Annotated in this window: 20 protein-coding genes and 2 pseudogenes; 16 read left to right on the top strand and 6 right to left on the bottom strand. The window is 58.4% G+C overall.

From position 1 onward, the window contains the following. The first annotated feature begins 449 nt into the window (after nucleotides 1-449). Nucleotides 450-1,409, top strand: coding sequence for a sigma-70 family RNA polymerase sigma factor (locus ACVWY8_RS01410; RefSeq protein WP_011432772.1), 960 nt, complete (start codon nucleotides 450-452; stop codon nucleotides 1,407-1,409). 9 nt (nucleotides 1,410-1,418) lie between these two features. Here the strand turns inward: ACVWY8_RS01410 and gcvT are convergent, their stop codons facing one another. Beyond that, the gene (gcvT, locus tag ACVWY8_RS01405) at nucleotides 1,419-2,543 is read right to left on the bottom strand and encodes a glycine cleavage system aminomethyltransferase GcvT (RefSeq protein ID WP_414413391.1); all 1,125 of its coding nucleotides are present in this window, start codon (nucleotides 2,541-2,543) and stop codon (nucleotides 1,419-1,421) included. A 172-nt stretch (nucleotides 2,544-2,715) separates the two neighbouring features. Here gcvT and ACVWY8_RS01400 point away from each other — a divergent pair. Further along, nucleotides 2,716-2,940 (top strand): annotated as a pseudogene (locus ACVWY8_RS01400) (VOC family protein); the annotation flags it as partial. A gap of 26 nt (nucleotides 2,941-2,966) precedes the next feature. On the opposite strand, the gene ACVWY8_RS01395 reads toward ACVWY8_RS01400, so the two are convergent. Further along, nucleotides 2,967-4,106 (bottom strand): energy transducer TonB, encoded by a 1,140-nt coding sequence (locus ACVWY8_RS01395; protein WP_457392256.1) that lies wholly within the window; start codon nucleotides 4,104-4,106, stop codon nucleotides 2,967-2,969. Nucleotides 4,107-4,405: 299 nt separating this feature from the next. Between ACVWY8_RS01395 and ACVWY8_RS01390 the strand changes: the two genes are divergently transcribed. Together ACVWY8_RS01390 and ACVWY8_RS01385 are read left to right on the top strand one after the other, a co-directional pair. Then, on the top strand, nucleotides 4,406-4,882 hold the full coding sequence (locus ACVWY8_RS01390; RefSeq protein ID WP_414388801.1) for a VOC family protein: 477 nt from the start codon (nucleotides 4,406-4,408) through the stop codon (nucleotides 4,880-4,882). A gap of 18 nt (nucleotides 4,883-4,900) precedes the next feature. Further along, the gene (locus ACVWY8_RS01385; protein WP_457392259.1) at nucleotides 4,901-5,782 is read left to right on the top strand and encodes a Tab2 family RNA-binding protein; all 882 of its coding nucleotides are present in this window, start codon (nucleotides 4,901-4,903) and stop codon (nucleotides 5,780-5,782) included. A gap of 361 nt (nucleotides 5,783-6,143) precedes the next feature. Here ACVWY8_RS01385 and psbQ read toward each other — a convergent pair whose 3' ends face one another. Continuing rightward, nucleotides 6,144-6,545 carry a photosystem II protein PsbQ gene (psbQ, locus tag ACVWY8_RS01380; protein WP_414332154.1) on the bottom strand — a complete coding sequence of 134 codons (402 nt, stop codon included), beginning with the start codon at nucleotides 6,543-6,545 and terminating at the stop codon, nucleotides 6,144-6,146. Between the two features lie 185 nt (nucleotides 6,546-6,730). Here psbQ and ACVWY8_RS01375 point away from each other — a divergent pair, with 185 nt between their 5' ends. The 11 genes and pseudogenes from ACVWY8_RS01375 (at nucleotide 6,731) to ACVWY8_RS01325 (ending at nucleotide 18,429) form a co-directional block, all read left to right on the top strand. Further along, nucleotides 6,731-7,909 carry a TRC40/GET3/ArsA family transport-energizing ATPase gene (locus ACVWY8_RS01375; protein ID WP_414332153.1) on the top strand — a complete coding sequence of 393 codons (1,179 nt, stop codon included), beginning with the start codon at nucleotides 6,731-6,733 and terminating at the stop codon, nucleotides 7,907-7,909. Between the two features lie 133 nt (nucleotides 7,910-8,042). Continuing rightward, nucleotides 8,043-8,609 (top strand): thylakoid membrane photosystem I accumulation factor, encoded by a 567-nt coding sequence (locus tag ACVWY8_RS01370; protein WP_457392262.1) that lies wholly within the window; start codon nucleotides 8,043-8,045, stop codon nucleotides 8,607-8,609. Then, the gene (locus ACVWY8_RS01365) at nucleotides 8,606-8,890 is read left to right on the top strand and encodes a hypothetical protein (RefSeq protein ID WP_041436379.1); all 285 of its coding nucleotides are present in this window, start codon (nucleotides 8,606-8,608) and stop codon (nucleotides 8,888-8,890) included. The genes ACVWY8_RS01370 and ACVWY8_RS01365 overlap by 4 nt, the downstream gene beginning before the upstream one ends. A gap of 51 nt (nucleotides 8,891-8,941) precedes the next feature. Then, the gene (locus ACVWY8_RS01360) at nucleotides 8,942-9,811 is read left to right on the top strand and encodes a prohibitin family protein (RefSeq protein WP_148202707.1); all 870 of its coding nucleotides are present in this window, start codon (nucleotides 8,942-8,944) and stop codon (nucleotides 9,809-9,811) included. Between the two features lie 423 nt (nucleotides 9,812-10,234). Continuing rightward, nucleotides 10,235-10,418, top strand: a pseudogene (locus tag ACVWY8_RS01355) (hypothetical protein); the annotation flags it as partial. A gap of 187 nt (nucleotides 10,419-10,605) precedes the next feature. Further along, the gene (locus ACVWY8_RS01350) at nucleotides 10,606-11,625 is read left to right on the top strand and encodes an HD domain-containing phosphohydrolase (protein WP_457392265.1); all 1,020 of its coding nucleotides are present in this window, start codon (nucleotides 10,606-10,608) and stop codon (nucleotides 11,623-11,625) included. A 44-nt stretch (nucleotides 11,626-11,669) separates the two neighbouring features. After that, nucleotides 11,670-11,960, top strand: coding sequence for a YlxR family protein (locus ACVWY8_RS01345; protein WP_011432759.1), 291 nt, complete (start codon nucleotides 11,670-11,672; stop codon nucleotides 11,958-11,960). 395 nt (nucleotides 11,961-12,355) lie between these two features. Beyond that, the gene (gene infB, locus ACVWY8_RS01340) at nucleotides 12,356-15,520 is read left to right on the top strand and encodes a translation initiation factor IF-2 (RefSeq protein WP_457392268.1); all 3,165 of its coding nucleotides are present in this window, start codon (nucleotides 12,356-12,358) and stop codon (nucleotides 15,518-15,520) included. Between the two features lie 125 nt (nucleotides 15,521-15,645). Then, entirely contained in the window at nucleotides 15,646-17,475 is a 1,830-nt protein-coding gene (locus ACVWY8_RS01335; RefSeq protein ID WP_457392271.1) for a proline--tRNA ligase, read from the top strand. A 21-nt stretch (nucleotides 17,476-17,496) separates the two neighbouring features. Then, a complete protein-coding gene (locus ACVWY8_RS01330; RefSeq protein ID WP_457392273.1) occupies nucleotides 17,497-18,114 on the top strand; it encodes a hypothetical protein in 618 nt (205 codons plus the stop codon). A 27-nt stretch (nucleotides 18,115-18,141) separates the two neighbouring features. Continuing rightward, complete coding sequence (locus ACVWY8_RS01325; RefSeq protein WP_457392276.1) at nucleotides 18,142-18,429, top strand: hypothetical protein; 288 nt, start codon at nucleotides 18,142-18,144, stop codon at nucleotides 18,427-18,429. Between the two features lie 81 nt (nucleotides 18,430-18,510). Here ACVWY8_RS01325 and ACVWY8_RS01320 read toward each other — a convergent pair whose 3' ends face one another. Together ACVWY8_RS01320 and ACVWY8_RS01315 are read right to left on the bottom strand one after the other, a co-directional pair. After that, a complete protein-coding gene (locus tag ACVWY8_RS01320; RefSeq protein ID WP_457392277.1) occupies nucleotides 18,511-19,560 on the bottom strand; it encodes a hypothetical protein in 1,050 nt (349 codons plus the stop codon). Between the two features lie 345 nt (nucleotides 19,561-19,905). Further along, on the bottom strand, nucleotides 19,906-20,391 hold the full coding sequence (locus ACVWY8_RS01315) for a hypothetical protein (RefSeq protein ID WP_457392279.1): 486 nt from the start codon (nucleotides 20,389-20,391) through the stop codon (nucleotides 19,906-19,908). A 178-nt stretch (nucleotides 20,392-20,569) separates the two neighbouring features. Here ACVWY8_RS01315 and ACVWY8_RS01310 point away from each other — a divergent pair, with 178 nt between their 5' ends. After that, nucleotides 20,570-20,704: a hypothetical protein gene (locus ACVWY8_RS01310; RefSeq protein ID WP_414416439.1), complete on the top strand. Its 135-nt coding sequence runs from the start codon at nucleotides 20,570-20,572 to the stop codon at nucleotides 20,702-20,704. A gap of 407 nt (nucleotides 20,705-21,111) precedes the next feature. On the opposite strand, the gene tkt is transcribed toward ACVWY8_RS01310, so the two are convergent. Beyond that, nucleotides 21,112-23,112 (bottom strand): transketolase, encoded by a 2,001-nt coding sequence (gene tkt / locus ACVWY8_RS01305; RefSeq protein WP_414421850.1) that lies wholly within the window; start codon nucleotides 23,110-23,112, stop codon nucleotides 21,112-21,114. Nucleotides 23,113-23,255: the final 143 nt, after the last annotated feature.

Here is a 23,255-nt window from a genome sequence, read left to right as displayed (position 1 = left end):
CTGCGAACAAAAATACTCATCTCTAGTCCCACAAATTGGATGAAAAAATTGCTTTTTTGTCTCTTGAAGATCTCTTGAAGATCTGATTTGGTACCAAAAACTGGTCAAGCAAGTGGAATAATTTTTTCAATCTATCTAGAACTTAAGATTGAGTTTATAAAATAGTTGATCTCTTCCCTCCTACTTAAGGTAGAGTTACTACTCAATAAAAAAGGACTTAAAGCACTGCCGGTAGTGTCTAGTGAAGCAGCCTCAATAAATTTAGTGAGTCAAACACCGAGTTCTGGATTAGATTTTTCGAAGTCAAAGCCTTTACGAAAAGGCTTTTGTGCTGGTATGAATAAGGTGCTGTTTGCAGAAAGGTCAGCTTCGTGTGTAGGAAGAGGGCCCGATGCAGCAGGAGAAGTAGAGATTCTGACAGGACATGAATTTATGGTGTGGGGTTTGATATGTCAGAAAGTCTTGACTTGCAAGATGCGGTGGGGCGTTTCTTAAAGACGATTGGCCGCTACTCGTTGCTCACCGCTGAAGAAGAGCTCCGCCTGGCTCACCAGGTGCAGCGGATGGTGACGCTCTTGGAGCAACGGCAGCCCCATGAGTCTGTGGAAGGTTGGAGCCAGCGGCTGGGGATCCCTTTAGCAGAGCTGCAGCAGATCCTGCGGCAGGGGGAAGCAGCCAAGAAACGAATGGTGGAGTGTAACCTCCGCTTGGTGGTGTCGATTGCCAAGCGCTATCGCAATCGAGGCTTGCCGTTTCTGGATCTGATTCAGGAAGGCACCATCGGCCTCACCCGCGCCGTGGAAAAGTTCGATCCCACCCGTGGCTACAAGTTCTCCACCTATGCCACTTGGTGGATCCGGCAAAGCGTGAACCGGGGCATCCAAAACAAGGGGCGGATGATCCGTCTGCCGGCCCACATGTACGAAAAGGTCTCCCAGGTGAAGCGGCGCTACCGCGAGTTATCTGCCGAAAGGGGATCCCGTCCCCAAGCGGAAGAAGTTTTTGATTCTCTGGATATTGGCGATAACTACCGGGAGCTGATCACCCGCCACATGGCAGAGATGCGTTCCTTGAATGTGGGGGTAGGGGATGAAGACGGCACCGAGCTGCAGCACTTCATCCCAGATGAAGACAACGACCCTGTTGAACACCTAACCCAGCTTGCCCGTCGAGAGGAAGTCCGCGCGCTGGTGGGCCAACTGAGTGAACGAGAACGACAGGTGATCGTGGCTCGCTATGGGCTGGATGGATCGAGGGGCCTAACGCTGCGGGAAATTGGGGAGCACATCGGCCTTTCGCGAGAGCGAGTCCGACAAATTGAGCGGCGGGCCTTGCGGAAATTGCGGCGGCTGCAACAGGAATACTCCACGCCCAAAGCTGCCAAACCCTGGGTTAACGGGAACCTGTAACCGTTTGCGTCAGCGGTGCGCAGCACTGTAGAAAGGTTTTTTCACCACTTCGGCAGGCTGGCGCTGCCCCCGAATTTCAATTTCCAGCCGGGATCCCACCTTGGCCCAAGCCGGAGCGACATAGCCCAAGCCGATGCCGTAGCCCAAACTGGGAGAATGGGTGCCGCTGGTTACCCGTCCGATCGGCTCAGGGGAGTTGGGAGCGTAGATGGCATAGCCGCTGCGGGGGATGGCCGGATGCAGCATGCGAAACCCCACCAGGTGGCGAGGGATCCCTTGCTGCCGTTGGCTTTCGATGGCGGGCTTGCCGATGTAGTCCCCTGGGTTGTTCACCAACCAGCCCAAGCCGGCTTCTAAGGGAGTGGTGCTCTCGTCCATGTCCTGCCCGTAAAGATGGAAGGCAGCCTCCAGGCGCAGGGTATCGCGGCAGCCCAGCCCACAGGGTTGTACGCCGGCCTGAATCAGTTGCTCCCAAAGGCGGATGCCGTCTTCGGGGCTGAGCATGACTTCAAAGCCATCTTCTCCGGTGTAGCCAGTGCGGGCCACGAAGATAGACTCTCCCAAGGCTCCCGCCGCTCCGGCAAACTGACCGTGCTGAAACCGGCGCAAAGCCTTCAGGGATCCCTCCAAAAAGGGCTGGAGAACCTGTTCGGCTGCCGGCCCCTGCACCGCCAACAAGACCCGAGTGTCGGAGTGATCCTGAAGGTTGACTCCGGGGATCCCTTGGAAGTGGTGGTTGAGCCAATCCCAATCCTTCTGCCGGGTAGCTGCATTGACGATCACGCTCCAGTGCTCCAGCTCACCCTCCGGTGGATGCCGGTAGAAGATGACATCATCCAAAATGCCCCCCAGTGGATTGAGCAGGACGGTGTAGCGACCGGATCCCACAGGAACGGCGCTCAGATCGCTGGGAACCAGACGGCTGAGGTGGGATCCCAGCTCCGGCCCCCAGAGGGTGAACTTGCCCATGTGGGAAATGTCGAATGTCCCCACCCTCTCCCGCACTGCCCGATGTTCTGCTATCACTCCCCGATACTGCAGCGGCATTTCCCAGCCGGCAAAAGAGACAAATCGCGCCCCCAAAGCTTGATGAAGGGAGAACAAGGGGGTGCGTTGCAGAGGCGTTTGGCTCATCAAGGGATCCTCAACGGTCTAAAGACTAAAAGGTCAAAGACTAAAATAAGTGCAGCATCGCCCATTTCTCGGAGCTTGTGCCATGCGCCTTCTCCACACCATGATCCGCGTCGGCAACCTGGAGCGCTCCCTGCGGTTTTACCGAAAAAACGCCGTAAAGCCCTGCCCTTGAGGGCAGGGATGTATCGCCATTGGGGTTGAGGATATCTACAGCACCTGCGAGGTCATCAAGGCGCGGGGCGGCAAGGTGGTGCGCGAGCCCGGCCCTATGAAGCACGGCAGCACGGTAATCGCCTTTGTGGAAGATCCCGATGGCTACAAAATTGAGCTGATCCAGATGGGATCTCTGCAGGAAGAAGAGGCCGCTCTCGAGAAAACGGCTGCCGCCACTGCCTAGACCCGGCCAACTTGGGATCCCCAACCTCAGTTGGCGGATCCCCCTACAGTCAACTGGCCCAGCACGTTGATATCAAAGGTGAAATTAATTGTCACCGAGTTGCCCTCGTAAGCCTCAGGCAGCGGCAGGAAGGGAGCTGCCCTCTGGATAGCCGTCAGCGCTGCATCGTCTGTTTGTTGGCTGCCGGACGTGCGCCCCAGGCGAATGCTCTGCAGATCGCCAGCTCGACCCACTGTAAAGATCACCACTGTGCGGCGCGAGGTACCGGTCTGCCCAGGTATCCAATTTTGCTCCACTTTCCGTTGCAAAGCGGCCAGCCAGGGGCCCCAATCCACATCGGCCCGCGCTGCCACACTGGGGGGATTGGGAGCGGATTGGGTGGGGTTGGCCAATCCACTGGCTCCACTGCCCTGGATCCCGGCTCCATTGCTGGGAGCAGAGGCACTGACCGGAGGCCCCAACTGGGAAGAGTCAGAGGGCCGCTGGGCGGGAAGAACCTCTGTCACCGGTTGCGGAGCGGGCGGAACGGGAGCCAATTGGCTGGGATCCGAAACCCGCTCGCTTGGCTGTATGGGCAAGGGCTCCGCAGTCGGCGGGGGAGTGGGCCTTGGGGAGGGAGCAGCCGCCACAGGCGGTGGAGTTTGGGTCGGAGTAGGTCTGGGGACAGGCGTGGGAGGGGGCGGTGCCGCAGTCGGGGTCGCGGTGGGCTGAGGGGGAGCGGGGGTTGGGGTAGGCGTGGGCTTGGGTGGAGGGGTTGGAGTTGGGGTTGCCAGGGCAACTGCAGCCGGGGCAGGTGGTGGTGGAACAGGGGCAGGCGGTGGCGGTGGTTGGGGTCTTGGCGGCGGCGGCGGAGGGGCCTCCTGGGGAGGGGCGGCCTGAGATTGAGGTGGACTGCCTTGAGACGGAGGGGCTTCTACCCGCTCACCCCCATCGCGGGAATCAACTTCTGAAACCAGATCTGCTTCCTCTGGGGGCTGCAGATCTTCTGGATCCAGAAGGATAAACTCAATGGCTTCTTGTTCTGGCTCGCGAGTGAGCCAAAGCCGCCCCAAGTGGAGCAATCCCAGCAGCACCAGCACGTGCAGCAGCAGCGACAGCGCCACCATCCAAAAAAAGTTGCGAGATTCATCCTCGCGGCGGCGCTGCTCAATCCAGATGCTGGTCATAGCCAAGATTGCCCTTTCCTTTCTTCAACGCTCTCAACACACCGAGTTGTCTGTTGCAGACTGGGCCACGGGGGTAACACCCCAGCTAGTGTTATAGCATCCGAGCAGTTGGCACTCCTGCGCAAAGGCGTATAGTCTATCTCGGGCTCGGGAAGGGATCCCACCTTGCAGCAGCTCTAAGATCGCCTACCTTGAAAAGAGCGGGGATCCCATTAGCCGGGGAAAAGCCCCACAGCTCGGGGTGCTGGCTCTGATGTTGGCTGGTGGGGCACTTTTGGTGGCTTTTTAGGAGCGACGTTATGGAACCCATCCGCTTTCATCTGGCCTTTCCAGTTGCCGATATTGCCTTGGCCAAGGCCTACTACGGCGATGGCTTGGGCTGTGAGATCGGTCGAGAAACCTCTGCTGCCGTTATTTTTAACCTGTACGGCCATCAACTGGTGGCCCACCTCACCCACGAAGAGCTGACGCCCCAGCGGGGCATCTACCCTCGTCATTTTGGCCTGATCTTCCCCACCCAAGGGGATTGGCAGGCGCTGGCCGACCGTGCCCTGGAGCGAGCCTTGCCCTTTTATCAGGAGCCGCGTTGGCGCTTTGTTGACACCCCCTTGGAACACGGCACCTTCTTTTTGCAGGATCCCTTCCATAACCTGCTGGAGTTTAAGTACTACCGCAACGCTTCCGCCATTTTCGGGGAGCGGGAATTGGCCTTGGTCGGGGACAGTGCTTCCCACCGCTCGCGCGAACGATCCCCGGCCCGCTCAAGTGGCATGTAGTGCAAACAGGAGGAACCTTTGGCCACTCAACCCCTGCGTTCTGGCCCTGCGCGCGGCCCTATCTGGCAGATGGATTTCAACGCCGTCCCCCTGCGGGATGAGCAGAACCGAAGGGTTTGGGAGCTGTTGGTATGCGATCCCACCGGCCGGTTTCGCCAAGCGCAGTATTGCAGTAACCAAGAGGTGAATAGCACCTGGGTGGCACGACAGTTGCGGAGCTACCTCGAAGCGGCTCCCCAGCCTCCCTCGGCCATTCGTGTGTTTCGAGCCCGCATGAGTTCCATCCTGCAACGGGCCTGCGATGCGGTTGGGATCCCGATGCTGCCCAGTCGTCGCGTTTACACCCTCAAAGCTTGGATGCGAGAACGGGCAGAGCAGGTTTACCCTCAAGAGACTCAGTTTACCTACAGCCCCGAACCTCCTGTGGATCCGGATCCGCCGGATCCCATCCGTCTGCCGGACAAGTTGCAGGGAGAACGCTGGGCCTTCGTGACCTTGCGAGCTGAGGATCTGCGGGAAGCCGACGCCTGGCCGATAGAATTTGGCGAGCTTTTTCCGGTTGCCTGGGACACTTTGACGCCCGACCCATTGGCACCAGTGGTGCGGAGCACCCTCATTCCCGGCTTGGTGATTACCTCGCAGCGGGCTTTGCCGATGGCAGCCTGGATGAGCGGTATGGAGCCCGCCTACTTGAGTGTGGCAGACGGACGGCTACTGCTCGAGGCGGGCCTCAACGATTGTTATCTGTTTGCACAATTGAGAGATGAAACACTGCGAACAGAGGCAGAAGTCTTTGCCCAGCGCCAGCAGCAGGCCCAGGGGCTCCACTTTCTTGCCATTCAAACCGATCTCAGGGCCCAGTCTTTCGCCGGCTTCTGGCTGATGCAACATCCGCTGTAAGTAGCAGCCGTTACGGCCTGTTTGTAAATTACAGTCATTTCAAACTAGATTGAGACACTCCCCAAACGCTCCGCGCCGCTGCCGCGACCACCCCCAGCTCCTCTCCCAGAGGGAGAGGGGAGTTAGAGACCAATGCGACAGAAATGTTTCATTACCTGTTTAAAAAATGACTACACTACTTGAAATGACTGCGTTTTCGATTCAAACTAGGGCCCTGCATCCGCACCCAAAACCTTGAATGCGCAGGGCCAGAAGGCTTTTCAAGGACTCCGTCCCGCTGGCGCGATCAGTGGCCTAGGCGTCTCACCCTAACTTGAAACCACCATATCGCCAAAGTCGCCAAAGAGAGAAGGGATCCTCACTAGGAAAACACAGCCTCCAGCGCCTGCAAGGTCTTTTTCACCTTGGCCTGGGCTGCCTCCACCTCGGGTTGGTCATAGGCTTTGGCGGCAAAGTCTAGTTGTTCTAAGCTGCGGCCCATCTCCTTAGCCAGGCGCAGCACTTCCCGCTTTTGTTTATCTGGCAGGGTAGCCGCCAGGCCGGTCAAGGTCTTACGAGTGAGTCCCATCGGCCCGTGGATGTAGGAGCGGATCTCCAACCAGTCCTCCGCCTCCACCAGGCTTTGCAGCCGCTCTACCTGTTGCTCCAGTTGTTGCAGCTCTCGGGGCAGGCCAGCAGCCGCTTGCACAGAAAGGGATCCCAGCCACAGCCCCAATGTCAGGATGGCAACCAGCAACACACTCCGCCAGCGACAGATCATCATATACCTCCCACATGCCTGCAACAGGCTTGACTTCTTGGCCATGATTGCCATCAGCTTTTTGGCAATCATTTGGTAATCAAATGAATAGTTTACCCGCTGGCTGCACCTCAGCCCCTTGGCTGCCTCTCGAAGAGCACAGCAAATCGGTTAGGCTAGGGATGTAAAAGAATGTAAATGGCACTCTCATGCAACGCATCATCCTCATGACCGGCAAGGGTGGAGTCGGCAAAACCTCGATGGCGGCGGCGACCGGCTGGCGTTGTGCCGAGATCGGCCTGAAAACTTTGGTGCTGAGCACAGATCCGGCCCACTCTTTGGCCGATAGCTTCGATCAGCCCTTGGGCCATGAGCCGGTCGAGGTCAAACCTAACCTTTGGGGGGCGGAGCTGGACGCCCTCAACGAACTGGAGCTGAATTGGGGATCCGTCAAAACCTACATTACCCAGGTGTTGCAGGCGCGAGGGCTAGATGGGGTGCAGGCACAGGAGCTGGCGATTTTGCCAGGGATGGATGAGATCTTTGCCCTAGTGCGGGTGAATCGCCATTACGACGAAGGCAAGTTCGATGTGTTGATCATCGACTCGGCCCCTACAGGCACGGCCCTGCGCCTCTTGAGCCTGCCGGATGTTTCGGGCTGGTACATGCGCAGGTTCTACAAACCCCTGCAGGGGCTGGCGCAAATGCTGCGTCCTATTGCCGAGCCGATTGTGAAGGGGCTGACCGGGATCCCGCTGCCGAATGACCAGGTGCTGGATGCTCCTTATGAGTTCTATCAGAAGATTGAGCGGCTGGAGCGCATCCTCACCAACAACCGCATCACCTCAGTGCGGCTGGTCACTAACCCCGAAAAGATGGTGATCAAAGAATCGCTGCGGGCCCACGCCTACCTCAGCCTTTACGGGGTGGCCACCGATTTGGTGATTGCCAACCGCATCTTGCCCGATGGAGTGGTGGATCCCTACTTTGCCGCCTGGAAGGCAGCCCAACAGAAATATCGCCAGGAAATCCACGAAAACTTTGCCCCCCTGCCGGTCTTCGAGATCCCGCTGTACTCCGAGGAGTTGGTGGGATGGGACGCCCTAGCCCGCCTGAAAAAAGACCTCTGGGGGGATCGCAACCCGGCGGACGTGCTCTATGCCGAGCAAACCCTGAATGTGGTAACCGACAACGGCCAGTACCGGCTGGATCTTTACTTGCCCGGGATCCCGAAAGAGCAGGTGGAATTGACCAAAACCGGGGATGAGCTGAACATCCGCATCGGCAACCACCGCCGCAACTTGGTTCTGCCCCAGACTTTAGCGGCCATGACCCCGGCCCGCGCCAAGATGGAAGAAGACTACCTGCGCATTCATTTTGCTGCTTGAGGCTGTAGCTGCTCTTGGTTGCGTCAGTGTTGAACGGCAACGGGGCAGCGTCAGCGCCAGATGGCACAATGAGGGTGTTCCCTACTTCTAAAGATGGATCGCCGAGGATCCCTTCTCAGAAGAGGATGAGATCATGCTGTTGCTTCGTATCTTCCTGGTGGCTCTGCTCATCGCTTTGACAGGTTGGTTTTCCCCTCCCGCCAGCGCCCTGCTCAACGACGACCGTTACGATGGCAACATCTTTGCCCTCTACGGGGCCAATGGCGGCATGATCCCCCCCCGCGTTTCCTTGAAGCAGGCGAAAGAGCAAGGGATCCCGGCCCTCCTCGTGTATTACATCGATGACAGTAGCGATTGCAAAAAATACGCCGCCACCGTTGCCAACCTGCAGGTTCGCTACGGGCTGGGGGTCTATTTCATCCCCTATTCCGTCGATTCCCTCCTGCCCGGCGACGAGCGCGGCCAATACTACACCGGACAAGTGCCTCAAACCCTCCTCTTCGACCCAGAGGGAAATATCGTCTATCAATCCGTCGGCAACCGCCCCATCACCGAGGTGGAAAACGCTATTCGCGCCCTCTTCAAGTTGGATCCCGTTCCCCCAGGGCTGATCAAAGCCAAACCCTTCAACGAGATCCAAACCGGATTTGCCGGATCCCGTTCTCCCCAAGCCTACCCCCCTACAAAGGCCCAGCCGTGACGGCCAATCCCGATCCCTTTGATCCTCTCGAGGCTCTGCAGGAAAAACTCCAGAGTCTCCAGGCTCGTCTTGCCGACCTCAGAGAATTGGAGCGCATAGCCCAGCTTTCCCCTGAACAATGGGCCGAAATCCAAGCTGAAGCCAGTCAACTGGAGCAACGCCTGCAGGCTTATGTGCTAGAGGTGTTTAATCCTGTCCCCGCTACCTTTTGGCAGGTGGTACGCTTCGGCGGCCTTGGCCTGCTGCTGGGCATTGCCCTGCAGCGCTGGGTGCTGAGCTAGCCAGCACACCCCTTAAGATAAAAAAGCTCTTGGATCCCGGAGCCCTTGCCCATGCGCATGCGACGCCCTAGACCATTTAGTCTTGACCGCAAGACTTCGCGCTTTCTGCCTCTGCTGGGCCTGCTTTTGGCGCTGCTGACCCTCCTGCCCCGTTGTCTGCTGGTTGTCCAACCCGGCTACGAAGCCGTCATCTTCAACCGCCTCACGGGAGTGGAAATGACTCCCCGCCGCGAGGGGATCCATCTGCTGATTCCGGTGCTGCAGTTCCCCACCCTTTACGATGTGCGCACCCAAACCTACAACATGACCAGCCGAAGTGAAGAGCGCAGCGTCAAAGCCGACGATACCCTCACCGCTCTCACTGCCGATGGGCAACGGGTGGATCTGGATGTTTCGGTGCGCTATCGCCTGGATCCGGATCGGGTTCCCGAAATCCATCGCAATGTAGGCCCCGATTACCTGAACAAAATTATTCGCCCCGCCTCCCAAGCCGTGGTGCGCAATGTTATCGCCCGCTATTCGGCCATTGGCGTTTATTCTGAGCAACGAGCTGAAATCCAAGAACAAATTGCCGCTGAGCTCTCTCGCCTAATGCAGCCAGAAGGGCTGGTGCTGCAGAGCTTGCTCTTGCGCAATGTGGAATTTTCCAAAGAGTTTCAGTCGGCCATCGAAGCCAAACAAATTGCCGAGCAAGAGAAGCAAAGAGAAGTGTTTCGCGTAGAGCAGGCTCAACTCATCAAACAACGAATGATTGTCAAAGCCAGCGGTGAGGCCCAAGCCATCGCCCTCAAAGGGGAAGCGCTGCGCAGCAACCCGAACGTCATCCAGCTCGAGTATGTCCGCAACTTGCCCGACGACATCCAAGCCATCGTCAGCGAGCAAAACACCATCCTCAATCTGGGGGACTTTCTCAACAAGTAATCGATTCGAGAGTCCCAAGTTAGGATTGGATCCATCCAGTTCAGGTGCATCCACTCCAAGCCCGTTCTCAACAGACCATCAGCCCCAGCCCCTCTCCCAGAGAAGTGTTGCTGCTGTGCCCCTTAATTTCTTGATGGGCCGTAATTCTCGGCCTTTGCATTCATTTTGCATTCATAGAGAACCCAGCACTCTCCGGTACTCCGGGGGCCAAATACCGGGCCCGACACTCAACTGGCAAGCTGACGTAGGAGCCTGGGGAGTTGACTGGGGCATCCACTCTCCGGAGCATCTGTATCAGACTAAACAGAAGGAGGCTGCCAGGATATCTAGGCTTTGTACAATTGCTCACAAAGCCCTGGGTTGATGGGAGCATGACTCTAGTCAATAATAAGCTCAACTATACTGAAAATAATGTATAATATGTTCAGTACGGATTACTACCAGTTGATCTTTCTGTTTACTTTCGAGTCTGCCAACATGGTAGCCAAAGCAAAGCAGAAAATTGGTAGTAAGACGACACGGAAACTGCGCTTTGGGTATTCTACTCAAAGCTTTGCGGGATACCGCCATTCTGGTTGGAAACAAACAGAATGCTATCGCTGCATAGTTGAACAGTGATGTTCAGCAGTGTTCAGCGTAAATGTATCAGAAAACCCTTCCCTTTCCCGGAGCAGCTCAGTGTAAAGCCTGATGCTCTTTTTTCTCTGATGGGATTACCGTAGAGGTGTTGCTACTGGGATCCTGCAGTGACCAGCTTTTCCTGTGCCCAACTCGCCAAACTCGAGATGCCCAAGATGCCCGTGACAGTTGGGATCCCTGTCACACCTTCTGCGGATGAGGCGGATGAGACAGAGATCGGTCATCTTTTGATCGTCGATGATCAGCCCAACAGCCGCCTGCTGCTGGGGGATCTGCTGCAGAGCATTGGCTATCGGGTCAGCGAGGCCGAAAGCGGCAATCAAGCCCTGCAGATGTTGAAAACCTTCCAGCCGGATCTGATCTTGCTGGATGTGATGATGCCGGGGTTGGATGGGTTCGAGGTCTGTCGACGCATCAAAGCGAATGATGAGACACGCTTGATCCCGGTGGTATTGGTTACAGCGGCCAGCGATCGCAAAAATCGCGTGCGCGGTATTGAAGCTGGGGCAGATGATTTCTTGAGCAAGCCCTTTGACGAGTCGGAATTGTTGGCGCGGGTGCGTTCCCTCGTTCGCCAAAAGCACCTCAATGAAGACTTGGATCATGCTGCCCAGGTTTTGTTCGCCATTGCCCGCAGTGTGGAAAGCCGGGATCCCACCACCGGGGATCACTGTGAGCGCCTGGCACAAATGGCCAAGAGCTTCGGCGAGTTTTTGCATCTGCCCCGTCCCCTGATCAAGGTGCTGATGTGGGGAGGTTACCTGCACGACATCGGCAAAGTGGGCATACCCGATGCCATCTTGGGTAAAACAGGCAAACATACCCCGGAAGAGTGGGAGGTGATGAAATCCCATGTCTTGATCGGGGAGCAAATCTGCCGCCCACTACGCACCATGAAAGAGGTGTTGCCCCTCATCCGTCACCACCACGAGCGTTGGGATGGCAGCGGTTATCCCGACGGCCTCAAGGGGGAAGAGATCCCCCTGGTGGCCCGCATCTTTCAGATCATCGACATCTACGACGCCCTCACCTCAGAGCGACCTTACAAGCGAGCGTTCACCGTTCAAGAGGCCATAAGCATCTTGCGGGAAGAAACAGACAGGGGTTGGCGGGATCCCCAGTTGGTGGAGTATTTCTTTGAGTTTCTGCGATCGCGGGCGCCAGATTTGGAGTAGGCTAGATAGGGCTTGCTTGTAGTGTATCAGCAGGATAGAGTCTCTTGCCGGGTGCCGATCCGCTGCGCCGTTGTGTAGGGTGTCGCCAGTTGTTTCCTCGCTCACAACTGTGGCGGCTGGTCAGACAATTTGATTCCCACCAAGTGCTTTTGGGCGGGGGTATGGGGCGCTCTGCCTATGTCTGTCGGCGGCTGGAATGTCTGCAAGCAGCCCGGCGCAAGCAACAGATAAACCGAGCCCTCAAGGCACCTGTGCCTGACTCGTTGTTCCAACGGCTGCTGGATTCTCTTGAGCAAGATTCCCAGGGACATCTTCTCCAAAAGCCTGAGCCTTAGAGGTATTCCCAATGTAGGTAAGATATTCAAAGCGCCTCTTCAGGTTCGCTAAGTTGCGAACCACACGGCAGCCCCTCTCAACTGTCAGAATGGGAGTTGGCTGGAAAACTGAGGCCAAGTGGGATGAACTGCAGAGAGGTTATTCTGGAGGCGCTGTTGACATTTGCTCGTTCTTCCTCGGTTGCTTTACTGGATGTCCCCTGTGGATGTTGCCAGAGCAGCTTCAGACCTGGGTTCCCTTCAGGCCGGATCCCCGGAGGATTGCCGAGCTGTTCTCGATGCGCCGGAGGAAGCCCCCGCAAGCCCGAAAGGTTCGGCTCAACCCAATAACTTGGTTCCCATTGAGTTTGGATAGTAAAACTGACGAGGAGAAAGGAGCAGAGGCTAGCAGACGAATGACCGATAAAGTTCGAATTTATGATATTGCCCGTGAGATGGGGCGTGACAGTCGGGATGTGCTGGAGGTTTGTGAGCAACTGGGGATCCCTTTCAAAACCCACAGCAGCACCATTTCTCCGGAGCAGGCTGAGTTGGTGCGCAGCAAGCTGGGCGCCTCCCGCATTGTGAAGCCTCCTCGACCCCGGCCCAAACCCCCATCTGAAAGCCTGCCGCCGGAGCCTCCTGCTGAAGCTAAAGCCGGTGAGCGCCCTCAGCAGAAAGCGCCCGGCACCGCCAGCGCGATCGTCGGCATTCGTCGGCCCGCGCCTGCTCAGCAGCCAGCTCCAGTTGGCGAAGCCAAGACTGCTGAAACTCTGCCGGCTGCCAAGCCCTCGCTGTCTCGACCTGAGCGAGTCTCCCCCGAAAAGGGATCGGCTGGTGGTGCTCAGCTCATAGGCCCACCGCGGCGGCAGGTTACCCCTCTTGTCCGCTCGTCTGAGGCCACCCAAAAGCCGGAGACTGTTTCTCAACCGGCAACCCCTCCCACTCCCTCTGAGTCTGCCGCGGCCAAAGCCAGCGGCTCGGAGCCCAGTCCTGTGACCAAGCGCCCAATCGTACTCTCGCCCCCTCAACGAGCTACCTCCGGGACAAAACCGCCGGCAGAGCGGCCTGAACCGCCGCAAAAAGCTCCCGAGCCCAGTCGCCCCAGCCCCTCAGAAGCACCATCCCCCAGCCACGCCCGCGTTCCTCAGCCTGCGGAAGAAAAAGCTCCTTCTCCTCCACCTGCGCAGCGCCCCCGTCCACAACTGGTGAGCGCACCCGTTCGCCCTGGCACGCGCTCCCCGGCAACCAAAGAAGACAGTGTCAGCAGCAGCAAAGTCGGTGAAGCTCCTCGTCCGCAGCGGCGGATGGAATTGGTGGGGCCCCCTACCCGTCCTGTGGCCAAGCCGGCTCCCCCTGACCCAGATGCTGCCTCTCCCTTGCCAGAAAGAATCCCTGGGGAACGTCCCAGCCCAGTGTTGGCGGAGGCTCCCGTAAGACCTACCCCACCCAAGGTCAAGCGCAAAACGGAAGAAGAAGAGGACGACGAGCTACAAGCTCTCAGTCGGCGGGCTGCCCGCGTCCAAGCCAAACGCAAACGCAGTCGGAGACGGGGGGAAGGAGATGGAGATGGTTTGGATTTGGATCCCATGACCATCATTTCAGCGGTCAAGCAGGCTGAGCTAAACGCCCTCAAGCCCTTGGCTCGCCCCACCGCCAAGCCTCCTTCCTATCGCCCACCCGCGGCAACGGCTGCTCCCCCTGCCCGCCCCCGCCCTGCTGCCCGTTTGCAGCAGCAACCTACCTCCGCTGAGGCTGGTGCTGCCGATCGCGCTAGCGGGACAGAGCCCTTGCCCGAAGAGAAGGTGTTGCTCTTGGATGGCAGCCTCACCGTTCAGGAATTGGCCCATCGCCTGCGCGTGGCCGAAACTGAGATCATCAAAACCCTCTTTTTCAAAGGGGTGATGGTGACCATCAACCAAGTCCTGGATGAATCGCTGGCCGAGTCGGTGGCCAAAGAGTTGGGCTATGAGATTCGCCGACCCGAGGCAGAACCCGAGGCCAAAAAAACCGAAATGCTGGATGTGGAGGACATCGACCATCTGGTCTCGCGTCCGCCGGTGGTGACCATCATGGGCCACGTGGATCACGGCAAAACCACCCTCCTCGATGCCATCCGCGACACCAAAGTGGCCCAGGGAGAGGCTGGCGGGATCACCCAGCGCATCGGTGCCTACCATGTGGATGTGAACTTTGAAGGCCAGAAGCGGCGCATCGTTTTCCTGGATACTCCCGGCCACCAGGCTTTTACCGCCATGCGTGCCCGAGGAGCCCGCGTTACCGACATCGCGGTTCTGGTGGTGGCCGCCGACGATGGGGTACAACCGCAAACTCTGGAAGCCATTAGCCATGCGCGGGCGGCTCAGGTGCCGATCATCGTGGCCATTAACAAGATCGACAAACCCGGCAGCCAGCCGGAGCGCATCAAGCAGCAGTTGGCGGAGCATGGCCTATTGCCAGAAGAGTGGGGTGGGGATACCCCGATGGTGGAGGTGAGCGCTCTCACCCGCCGTAACCTGGATGCTCTGCTGGAGATGATCCTGTTGGTGGCCGATGTGGCCGAGCTGCAGGCCAATCCCAACCGTCCCGCCCGTGGCACGGTGATCGAGGCCCACCTGGACAAAGCTCGCGGGCCGGTGGCTACTTTGTTGGTGCAAAACGGCACCCTGCGGGTGGGGGATACCCTGGTGGCCGGCGCAGTGCTGGGCCGGGTCAAAGCGATGATGGACGACCGCGGCCAGCGGTTGCAAGAAGCCGGGCCCTCTTCGGCGGTACAACTGCTAGGCCTGGATGAAGTCCCGGCAGCCGGCGATGAGTTCCAGGTTTACACTGACGAAAAAGAAGCCCGTCGCATTGCCCAAGAGCGGGCAGAAGCGCTGCGGCAAACCCGTCTGCAACAGGCGCTGCTGTCTCGTCGCGTGAGCTTGGGTAGCGTTTCCGCCAAAGCCCAAGAAGGCCAGCTCAAGGAGTTGAACTTGATCATCAAGACGGATGTCCAGGGATCCGCCGAGGCCATTCAGACAGCGCTGCGGGATTTGCCCCAAGAGGAAGTCCAGTTGCGGGTTCTGCTGGCGGCCCCTGGCGAGATCACGGAAACCGATGTGGATTTGGCTGCGGCCAGCGACGCCATCATCCTCGGTTTCAACACCACCCTGGCCCCCGGCGCCCGCCAGGCTGCCGATGACAAGGGCGTGGATGTGCGGGAGTACGACATCATCTACAACCTGCTGGACGATCTGCGGGCGGCCATGGAGGGCCTGCTGGAGCCGGAAGAAGTGGAGGAGCCGCTGGGTCAGGCGGAGGTGCGCATGGTGATCCCCATCGGGCGCGGTGCGGTTGCCGGCAGCTATGTGCTCTCGGGCAAGGTGCAGCGCAATGCTCTGGTGCGAGTTCGCCGCAGAGGGGAGGTAGTTTACGAGGGACGTCTAGACTCCCTGAAGCGCTTCAAGGACGATGTGCGGGAAGTGGCTGCGGGCTTCGAGTGTGGGATCGGCATCGACAAGTTCCAATCCTGGCAGGAAGGCGACATCATCGAGGTGTACCAGATGGTCACCAAGCGGCGGACGCTGGCCTCTGTCTAGCTTCATCAAGGCACTTCAGGTTGGCCTGCCGGTCAGGCCTGTGTTCTCGGGCAGAGGATCCCAGACAGGGCGGGAAAGTTTGAGCTGATCGTGCGAGCGGGAGGAGTCCTCAGAGGGGGGAATGGATGCAACAGAGCCAGAGACTGAGCCAGATGCTGTTTGTAACGCTGCGGGAGGATCCCGTTGAGGCCGAGCTGCCCAGCCACAAATTGCTGCTGCGGGGCTGCTTTATCCGGCGGCTCTCCCCAGGGATCTACACCTATCTGCCGCTCCTCTGGCGGGTGCTGCAAAAGATCTCGGAGATTGTCCGGGAGGAGATGAACGCCATCGGCGCTCAGGAGTGTCTTTTGCCCCAGCTGCAGCCGGCAGAGATCTGGCGGGAGTCGGGCCGCTGGGAGGTGTACACCCAGGCGGAAGGGATCATGTTTGCCCTTAAGGATCGCCAGGGACGTGAGCAGGCCCTAGGCCCCACCCATGAGGAGGTGATCACCTTGCTGGCCCGGGATCTCATCCGCTCCTATCGCCAGTTGCCGCAGACGCTCTACCAGATCCAGACCAAGTTCCGGGATGAGATTCGACCCCGCTTTGGCCTGATGCGAGGGCGGGAGTTCATCATGAAAGACGCCTACTCCTTCCATGCCAACGAGGAAAGCCTGCGCCAGACCTACCAGGATATGTACCGAGCCTATAGCCGCATCCTCAGGCGCTGTGGGCTGGAGTTTCGCGTGGTGGATGCTGATGCCGGGGCGATCGGGGGGCCATCGGCGGCCTCGCAGGAGTTTATGGTGCTGGCCTCTGCCGGAGAAGATGAGATTCTCTACACGCCCGATGGCTCCTATGCTGCCAATGTGGAAAAGGCCGTCTCCATCCCGCCGCCAGCGGCAGAGTCTCCCTACACCGCCTTCCAGGTTCTGGATACGCCGGGAACCGAAACCATCGAGAAGCTGGCCGCTTTCCTAAAAATCTCCTCTACCCTGATCGTTAAAAACGTCCTCTACCAAGCCCTCTACGACAACGGCCTGCGGGTGGCAGTGCTACTGAGCATCCGTGGGGATCAAGAAGTCAATGAGGTCAAACTGGCCAACCACCTCAGCCGCCTGGCAGAGCGCTACCAAGCCAGCAAATTGCTCAAGCTCGCCTTGGCCGATGCCGAGATCCAAAACAGTTGGCAGGGGGATCCCATCCCGGTGGGCTACATTGCCCCCGACTTGCCGGATAGCTGTCTGGGCCGGCAAAAAAACCTTGCCCCCCAGATCCTGCGCTTGGCCGACCAGACGGCAGCTCTGCTGCAGAACTTCGTAACCGGCGGCAACCAGGTGGGGCAGCACGTGGTGGGGGCCAACTGGGGCGAGCAATATCCCCTGCCGGAAGTGGTGGATGTGCGCAAGGCACAGGCGGGGGATCGGTGTTTGCTCAACCCCGACCAGATCCTGGAAACGGCCCGTGGCATCGAGATCGGCCATATCTTTCAGCTAGGCCTCAAGTTCTCGCTGCCAATGCGGGCCACTTTTACCGACGAGCAGGGATCCGAGCAGCCCCTCTGGATGGGCTGTTATGGCATTGGGGTATCCCGCTTGGCCCAGGCGGCGGTGGAACAGTCCCACGATGCCAACGGGATCATCTGGCCGGTGGCCATTGCCCCCTATCATGTGGTGGTGGTAGTGCCCAACATCTCCGACGCCGAGCAGATGAGCGTGGCAGAGAAACTGGTGCAGGATCTCGCTACTGCCGGCATCGAGACCCTCTGGGATGACCGGGACGAGCGGGCCGGGGTGAAATTCAAAGATGCGGATCTGATCGGGATCCCTTACCGCATCACCACAGGGCGCAGCCTCAAACAGGGCAAGGTGGAACTCACCGAGCGGGCCAGCGGCCAAGCCACGGAAATTCCCATTGAAGAAGTGGTGACTACCCTGAAAGAGCGGATTGAAGCAGCCCTAGCTGTGCCAGACTGAGCGTGGCTTCTCCTGAACCCGATGCTGAACATCTCCATTCTTAAAGAAGACGAATCCTATACTTTTCGCTCTTATTTTGAGATGCCCTACGAGCCGGATGAAATCTTGGCTCAGTTCGGCTATCAACTGGAAATTGGGGAGTGGACATGGCCTGTTGCCCCTGCTCCACCTCAAACCCCAGTTCTGAAAGATCGGATCCGACAATTGTTACCTTTGGTTAGCCTCACCAGCGAAACAGCGCGGCGGGAATTGCTGGTGGCTCCTGTGCTGACCGAAGTGGCTCTCCATTGTCGAGTTCCTTTGCGGCTGGAGTATCCCCTGATGGTCAACAATTGGTTGAAGGGCAGCCTCGATTATCTGTTGCGAGGGAAGAACATCCTGCTGGTGGTTGAAGCCAAAAAGGACGATCTAACGCGGGCCTTTGTGCAAATGGCTGTAGAAATGATTGCCCTGGCGCAGGTGGAGCAGCAGGCTCAGATCTACGGTGCAGTGACGATGGGGTCTATCTGGCAGTTCGGACAAATTCTTGTCCATCAGCAGATGATCAAACAAGACTTAACGCTGTATCGAGTACCTGAGGAGCTGGAAACCATTGCCGGCATTCTCACTGCCATGGTCAGCAACCCTAGCCAATCGTGAATTAAAAGCGTGAATTAAAAGTAAGTCATGGATCGAAAAACAGTCTGGTTTGCCCTAAAATTGATGCTGGCTGCTGCCGGGATCAGCACAGCCATCAAGTATGGTGGCCCTTACTTGGCCTTGCCGGAGCAAATGCCAGTGGTGATCGGGATGATCGTTTTGCCCACCTTGATCATGGCCGGGATCCTGTGGCGCTGGCAACTACAGTCTCCTCTCTCAAAAACTCCCCTGCCAGCCGGCAAGGGATCCCTGGCAATGGAAAACGATAAGGCCCTCACCCCCAGCCCCTCTCCCGGAGAAGAGAGGGAAGTTTGAACTGCTGGACATGCCAGGATTTCCAGATCCCCTGATGGGTGGGGGGAAGTCTATCGGGATGGGCTGGGATCCCTTGAACCCCTACTGCTGGGTAAGGCGCAGGGTTACCGTTGGGCTGGTTTGGTTGCCGGAAGTGGCCGTGAGATTCACCTGATACACCGTGCCAGAGGCCGGAATGGGAGGCCGAACGGTGATGGTGAAACGGCCCTGGGCATCTGCCTGCACCGTTTGGTTGGTCACGGTCTGTTGGGCGCTGATGATGCCCCCCAGAGAGGTCGAAGCCGTTACATTCACCCGCACCGAAGCATTGGGAGCTGTAGTGCCCTGCAGCGTAAACGAAGAGCCGGAAACCCGATCCCCATCCTGCAGGTTGGTGATCTGAGGCAAGAGTGGGCCAGGGGCGCTGACCGTGGCGGAAACCTCTTGGGTGGTCAGCCGCTGGATGCCCCCGGTGGCCCCTTCGATCAGGCGGGCCGGTTGTTCGGCGGTCATGAAGCGCACTTGGCCGCCATTTTCCAAGCGGGCGACGACGATCCCCTCACGGGTGGTATCCTTCGCCTCGATTAGGGCATTCACCACATAGGTGCCGCTGGAGACTTCCTGAGCCGGCAGGGTTTGCACTTGCCGTCCATCTTGGATGAGGTAAACCGTTACCCGGCTGGAAGGAGTGCCTTTGACGGTGACCAACAGGATTTCTCCCGCTGCCAAAGGGCGACTGCCGGCATTGTGATCCACTAAGTCGATGGAAGCGCGGACAGGGCTGCCCACAGTGAAGCTCCAAGTCACGCGGCGGGTCACCCCCTGGGTATTGGTGAACTCCAGTAGAACTTCCCGGCGCCCCGGCGGCAGGGGTTGGGCAGGGCGATAGGTGAAGAAATCGCGGGTAATCACCGACTGGGAAGTGACGTCTTGGCCATCCAGGAAAACCCTCACCGTTTCCGGGCGCACGCTGACGCCATCTTGGCTGCGGAAAGAAGCCGAGATTGGGGAGGTAGGTTCAACATTGGTGGCCGCTTGAGCTGGGCTGGGATCCGTAATTTGCTGAGCCCTTGCAGGCAAGCTCGACAACCCCACAACCGCAGCGCCAATCACCAAGGCCCGGGGAAACCAGGAATACAAGTTATCGCTCATGAGACCATCCAAGAAAAAGATAGAGTACAGACAGACTACACAGGCAACAAGCCCAGAGAAAGGCTAAACAGAGTCCGGCAGAACATCGGCCTCGATATCCTGTTCGAATCCTGTCACAGGGGATGGCCCCTGTCGATACGCCTAAACCTCTGATTGGCTCTCCAATAGACTCAATCCCAGCGTCAAAACCGGGCAAAGTCAACTGCCATCTGCCGTGCCGGATCCCACGTCCATCCTGGCAAAATCCAGAAGATGACTGTAGGTGAGGATGTAAGGGATCCCTTTGATCAACTAACTTGTGTCGTGACCGCCGATCGCCGATCGATTTATGTCAGTTTATTGATATCAATTCACAAAAATAGCCCCTGTCTCTTGCAGATCGAGGCAATGATCGCCGGAGACATCGTTGACCAGCCGCACCTCTACGGTGATCACATTCAAGGGATCCACGCTCACCTGGTAGCCCACAGGAGCCAACATCGGCGTGTTGATGGCCATGCAATTGGGGATCAACAGGTTGCTCAGGCGCAACGTTTCGCCTGCAGGCAGTTCCGAGACTTTCTGGCGGGGATCGGTAAAGCCGTATTCCAAAGGCAGACCGGTGCGATTGCGGATCACCAGCTCTGCCGGCAGGTCGGGGTTGAAGCGGGCCACTGGGCGATCGAAGACCGATTGATCGACACCCACAGGCAGGCGCGGCAACGGCACTGTCTGAAAGGTAGGCTGAGCGGCAACCCAGAGGGATCCCTGCAACAACCCTCCGCCAACCCAGCCGCCCAGCAGAGTCGCCAACGTCAAAACCATTCTTTTGCTCCGTTCTGCATAGCTCATGGCTTTCGCCTCAGGATGTGCTTCCAGACTGGTGGGAGTTGGATCCCTTGCCTGCTTGTATTGTTCCCAAAAACGGCTGGCCGGGCCAGATGGCTGCTGTTTTTTCCAGGGTATGCCCCAACCAGCTAAGATCCCGTGGGGGGGAAGTTAAGTTAGAGTTGGCAATGCAAAGGGAGGCATGGCCATGCCAGCAGAACCGAAAAAGTCGGAGAAAAACTTCTCGTGGAAGGGCAGTGCCGACGCGGGCCGGGCGCTGACGATTTTGGCTGTCGTGGGAGCCGCGGTGATTTTACTGGCGGGGTTCCTACAGTAGGCAAACAGTAGGCAAAGCTGTTTGTGTCTGCAGCCGGCACAAGCACCTCAGCACGGCGGCGGAAGCCAAAGTTTCTTCTTCAAGGCGATTTCAAGGCGATGGTGGCAGCCTGCTCGACTTCCAACTTGCCTTCAAGGATCATCCCCGCCATGGTTGAAGATGTCCTCAAGGCAAAGGTGTTGTCTGCGGGGCAGGAAGCCGCCCTCGACTGCGTTCTCCGCCATGGCTGCCCTACAGAAAGAAGCAGATCCGGATGCTTTGGAAGTCCTGCTGATTGGTTGATGCGAGGTTCGCTACGCCTGTCCGGGTCACGCCGCTGGGCAGCAGGCTCAACAGGGAAAAAAGCCCAGCAGAGAAGGGATCCCTGCTGAGCCCCTTGAAAGCGCCGAGGAAGGGGTAAAGTGCCCTCAGCCCAGCAACCGGCGGGCAGTGTTGAGCACGTTCTCCACCGTGAAGCCGAACTTCTCCATACACACCGGGCCGGGGGCGGAAGCGCCAAAGCGATCGATGCCAATGGCCACCCCCTCAAACCCCAGGTACTTGTGCCAGCCGAAGGTGCAGCCTGCCTCGACGGAGACGCGCTTGGTGACGTTGGGGGGCAGAACCGAGTCTCGGTAGCTCTGGGGCTGGGCCTCAAACAGCTCCATGCAGGGCATAGAGACCACCCGCACCGCCCGGCCTTCCTGCTTTAGTTGGGCGGCAGCTTTCACTGCCAGCTCCAGTTCAGAGCCGGTGGCGATCAAGATCAGCTCTGGATTGGGGGCATCCACCACCACATAGGCCCCTTTGGCTACGCCTTCAACAGAGGTGCCTTCCACCGGGTTGACCGCCTGCCGGGTGAACACCAGCACAGAAGGGGTGGTCTTGGCTTCTAGGGCCACCTGGTAAGATCCCACCGTTTCGCGGGCATCTGCCGGGCGCAGCACATAGAGATTGGGAATGGCCCGCAGGGAGGCCAAAGTTTCCACCGGCTGGTGAGTGGGGCCATCTTCCCCCAAGGCGACGGAGTCGTGGGTCATGACGTGCAGCACTCGCACCTGCGAGAGGGCGGACAGGCGGATGGCAGGCCGCATGTAGTCGGTGAAGATCAAAAAGGTGGCGTCGTAAGGGATGAGACCTCCATGAAGCGCCATGCCGTTGGCAATGGCTCCCATGCCGTGTTCCCGCACCCCAAAGCGGAAGTTACGCCCCTCGTAAGATCCAGCCTGAAACTCTGGGATCCCCTTTAGATAAGTCATGTTGGAGTGGGCGAGATCTGCGGATCCCCCCAGCAGTTCCGGCACCGCTTTGGCCAAGGCATTCAGACAAAACTTGGAGAGGTTGCGGGTGGATTCTCTGCCGGTTTCGGCAATGGGGGCCAGCGCTTCTTTCCAGCCCACCGGCAGCTCCCCGGCCATGATGCGCTTGAACTCGGCGGCCTCTTCGGGGTAAGCCTTCTCGTAGGCGGCGAAGCGCTCGTTCCACTCCGCCTCGGCCTTGGCCCCTTTTTCGATGGCCTGGCGGAAGTGGGCCAGCACCTCGTCGGGGATGTAAAACTCCGGCTCCAGAGGCCAACCCAGGTTTTGTTTGGTGAGCTTCACCTCTTCCGGCCCCAGGGGTGCCCCATGGACGCTCTCGCTGCCGGCCTTGTTGGGGGATCCGTAGCCGATGGTGGTCTCGACAATAATCAAGGACGGCTTGTTGGTGACTTCCTTGGCTTTTTGGATGGCCTCGGCGATCCCTTTCAAGTCGTGGTTGCCATCCTCTACTTTTTGCACATGCCAGCCGTAGGCTTCATAGCGTTTGCCCACATCTTCCGTAAAGGCGATTTCCGTTCTGCCGTCGATGGAGATGTGGTTGCTGTCGTAAAGCATGATCAGCTTGCCCAGTTGCAGGTGGCCGGCCAGAGAAGCTGCTTCAGAAGCCACCCCTTCCATGTTGCAGCCATCCCCCAAGATCACGTAAGTGTAGTGATCCACAATGGTGTGGCCGGGCTTGTTGAAGCGGGCGGCCAGATGGGCCTCGGCAATGGCCAACCCTACCGCATTGCCCACCCCTTGCCCCAGCGGGCCGGTGGTCACCTCCACCCCCGGAGTTTCAAAGTTTTCCGGGTGGCCGGGGGTTTTGGAGCCCCACTGGCGGAACTGCTTAATGTCCTCCAGGCTTACATCGAAGCCGGTTAGGTGCAGCAGCGCGTACTGCAGCATGCAGCCATGCCCCGCCGAGAGCACAAAGCGATCCCGATCCACCCACTTGGGGTTGCGGGGGTTGAACTTCATGAACTGCTGCCACAGCACATAGGCCATGGGTGCTGCTCCCATCGGCAGGCCAGGGTGGCCGGAGTTGGCCTTCTGAACAGCATCCACCGCCAAAAAGCGAATCGTGTTGATGGCAAGTTGTTCCAGAGAGGGAGGAGCAGCAACAACCATGTGGGATCCCTATCGCTCGACATTTGCTTTCCAGTATGCCGTGTTTTGGGTCTTGCTTCCGAGGCGCTAGGGATCAATTGGGCCGGGAAATTGGCTTTGTCCAAATTCCAACGGGGCCAAATGGCAGGCTAAGCTGAGTGATA

This window comes from Thermostichus sp. OS-CIW-32, from assembly GCF_054060415.1.
The sequence above is the reverse complement of the archived record's forward strand: the minus strand, read 5'-3'. Positions and strand labels throughout refer to the sequence as shown.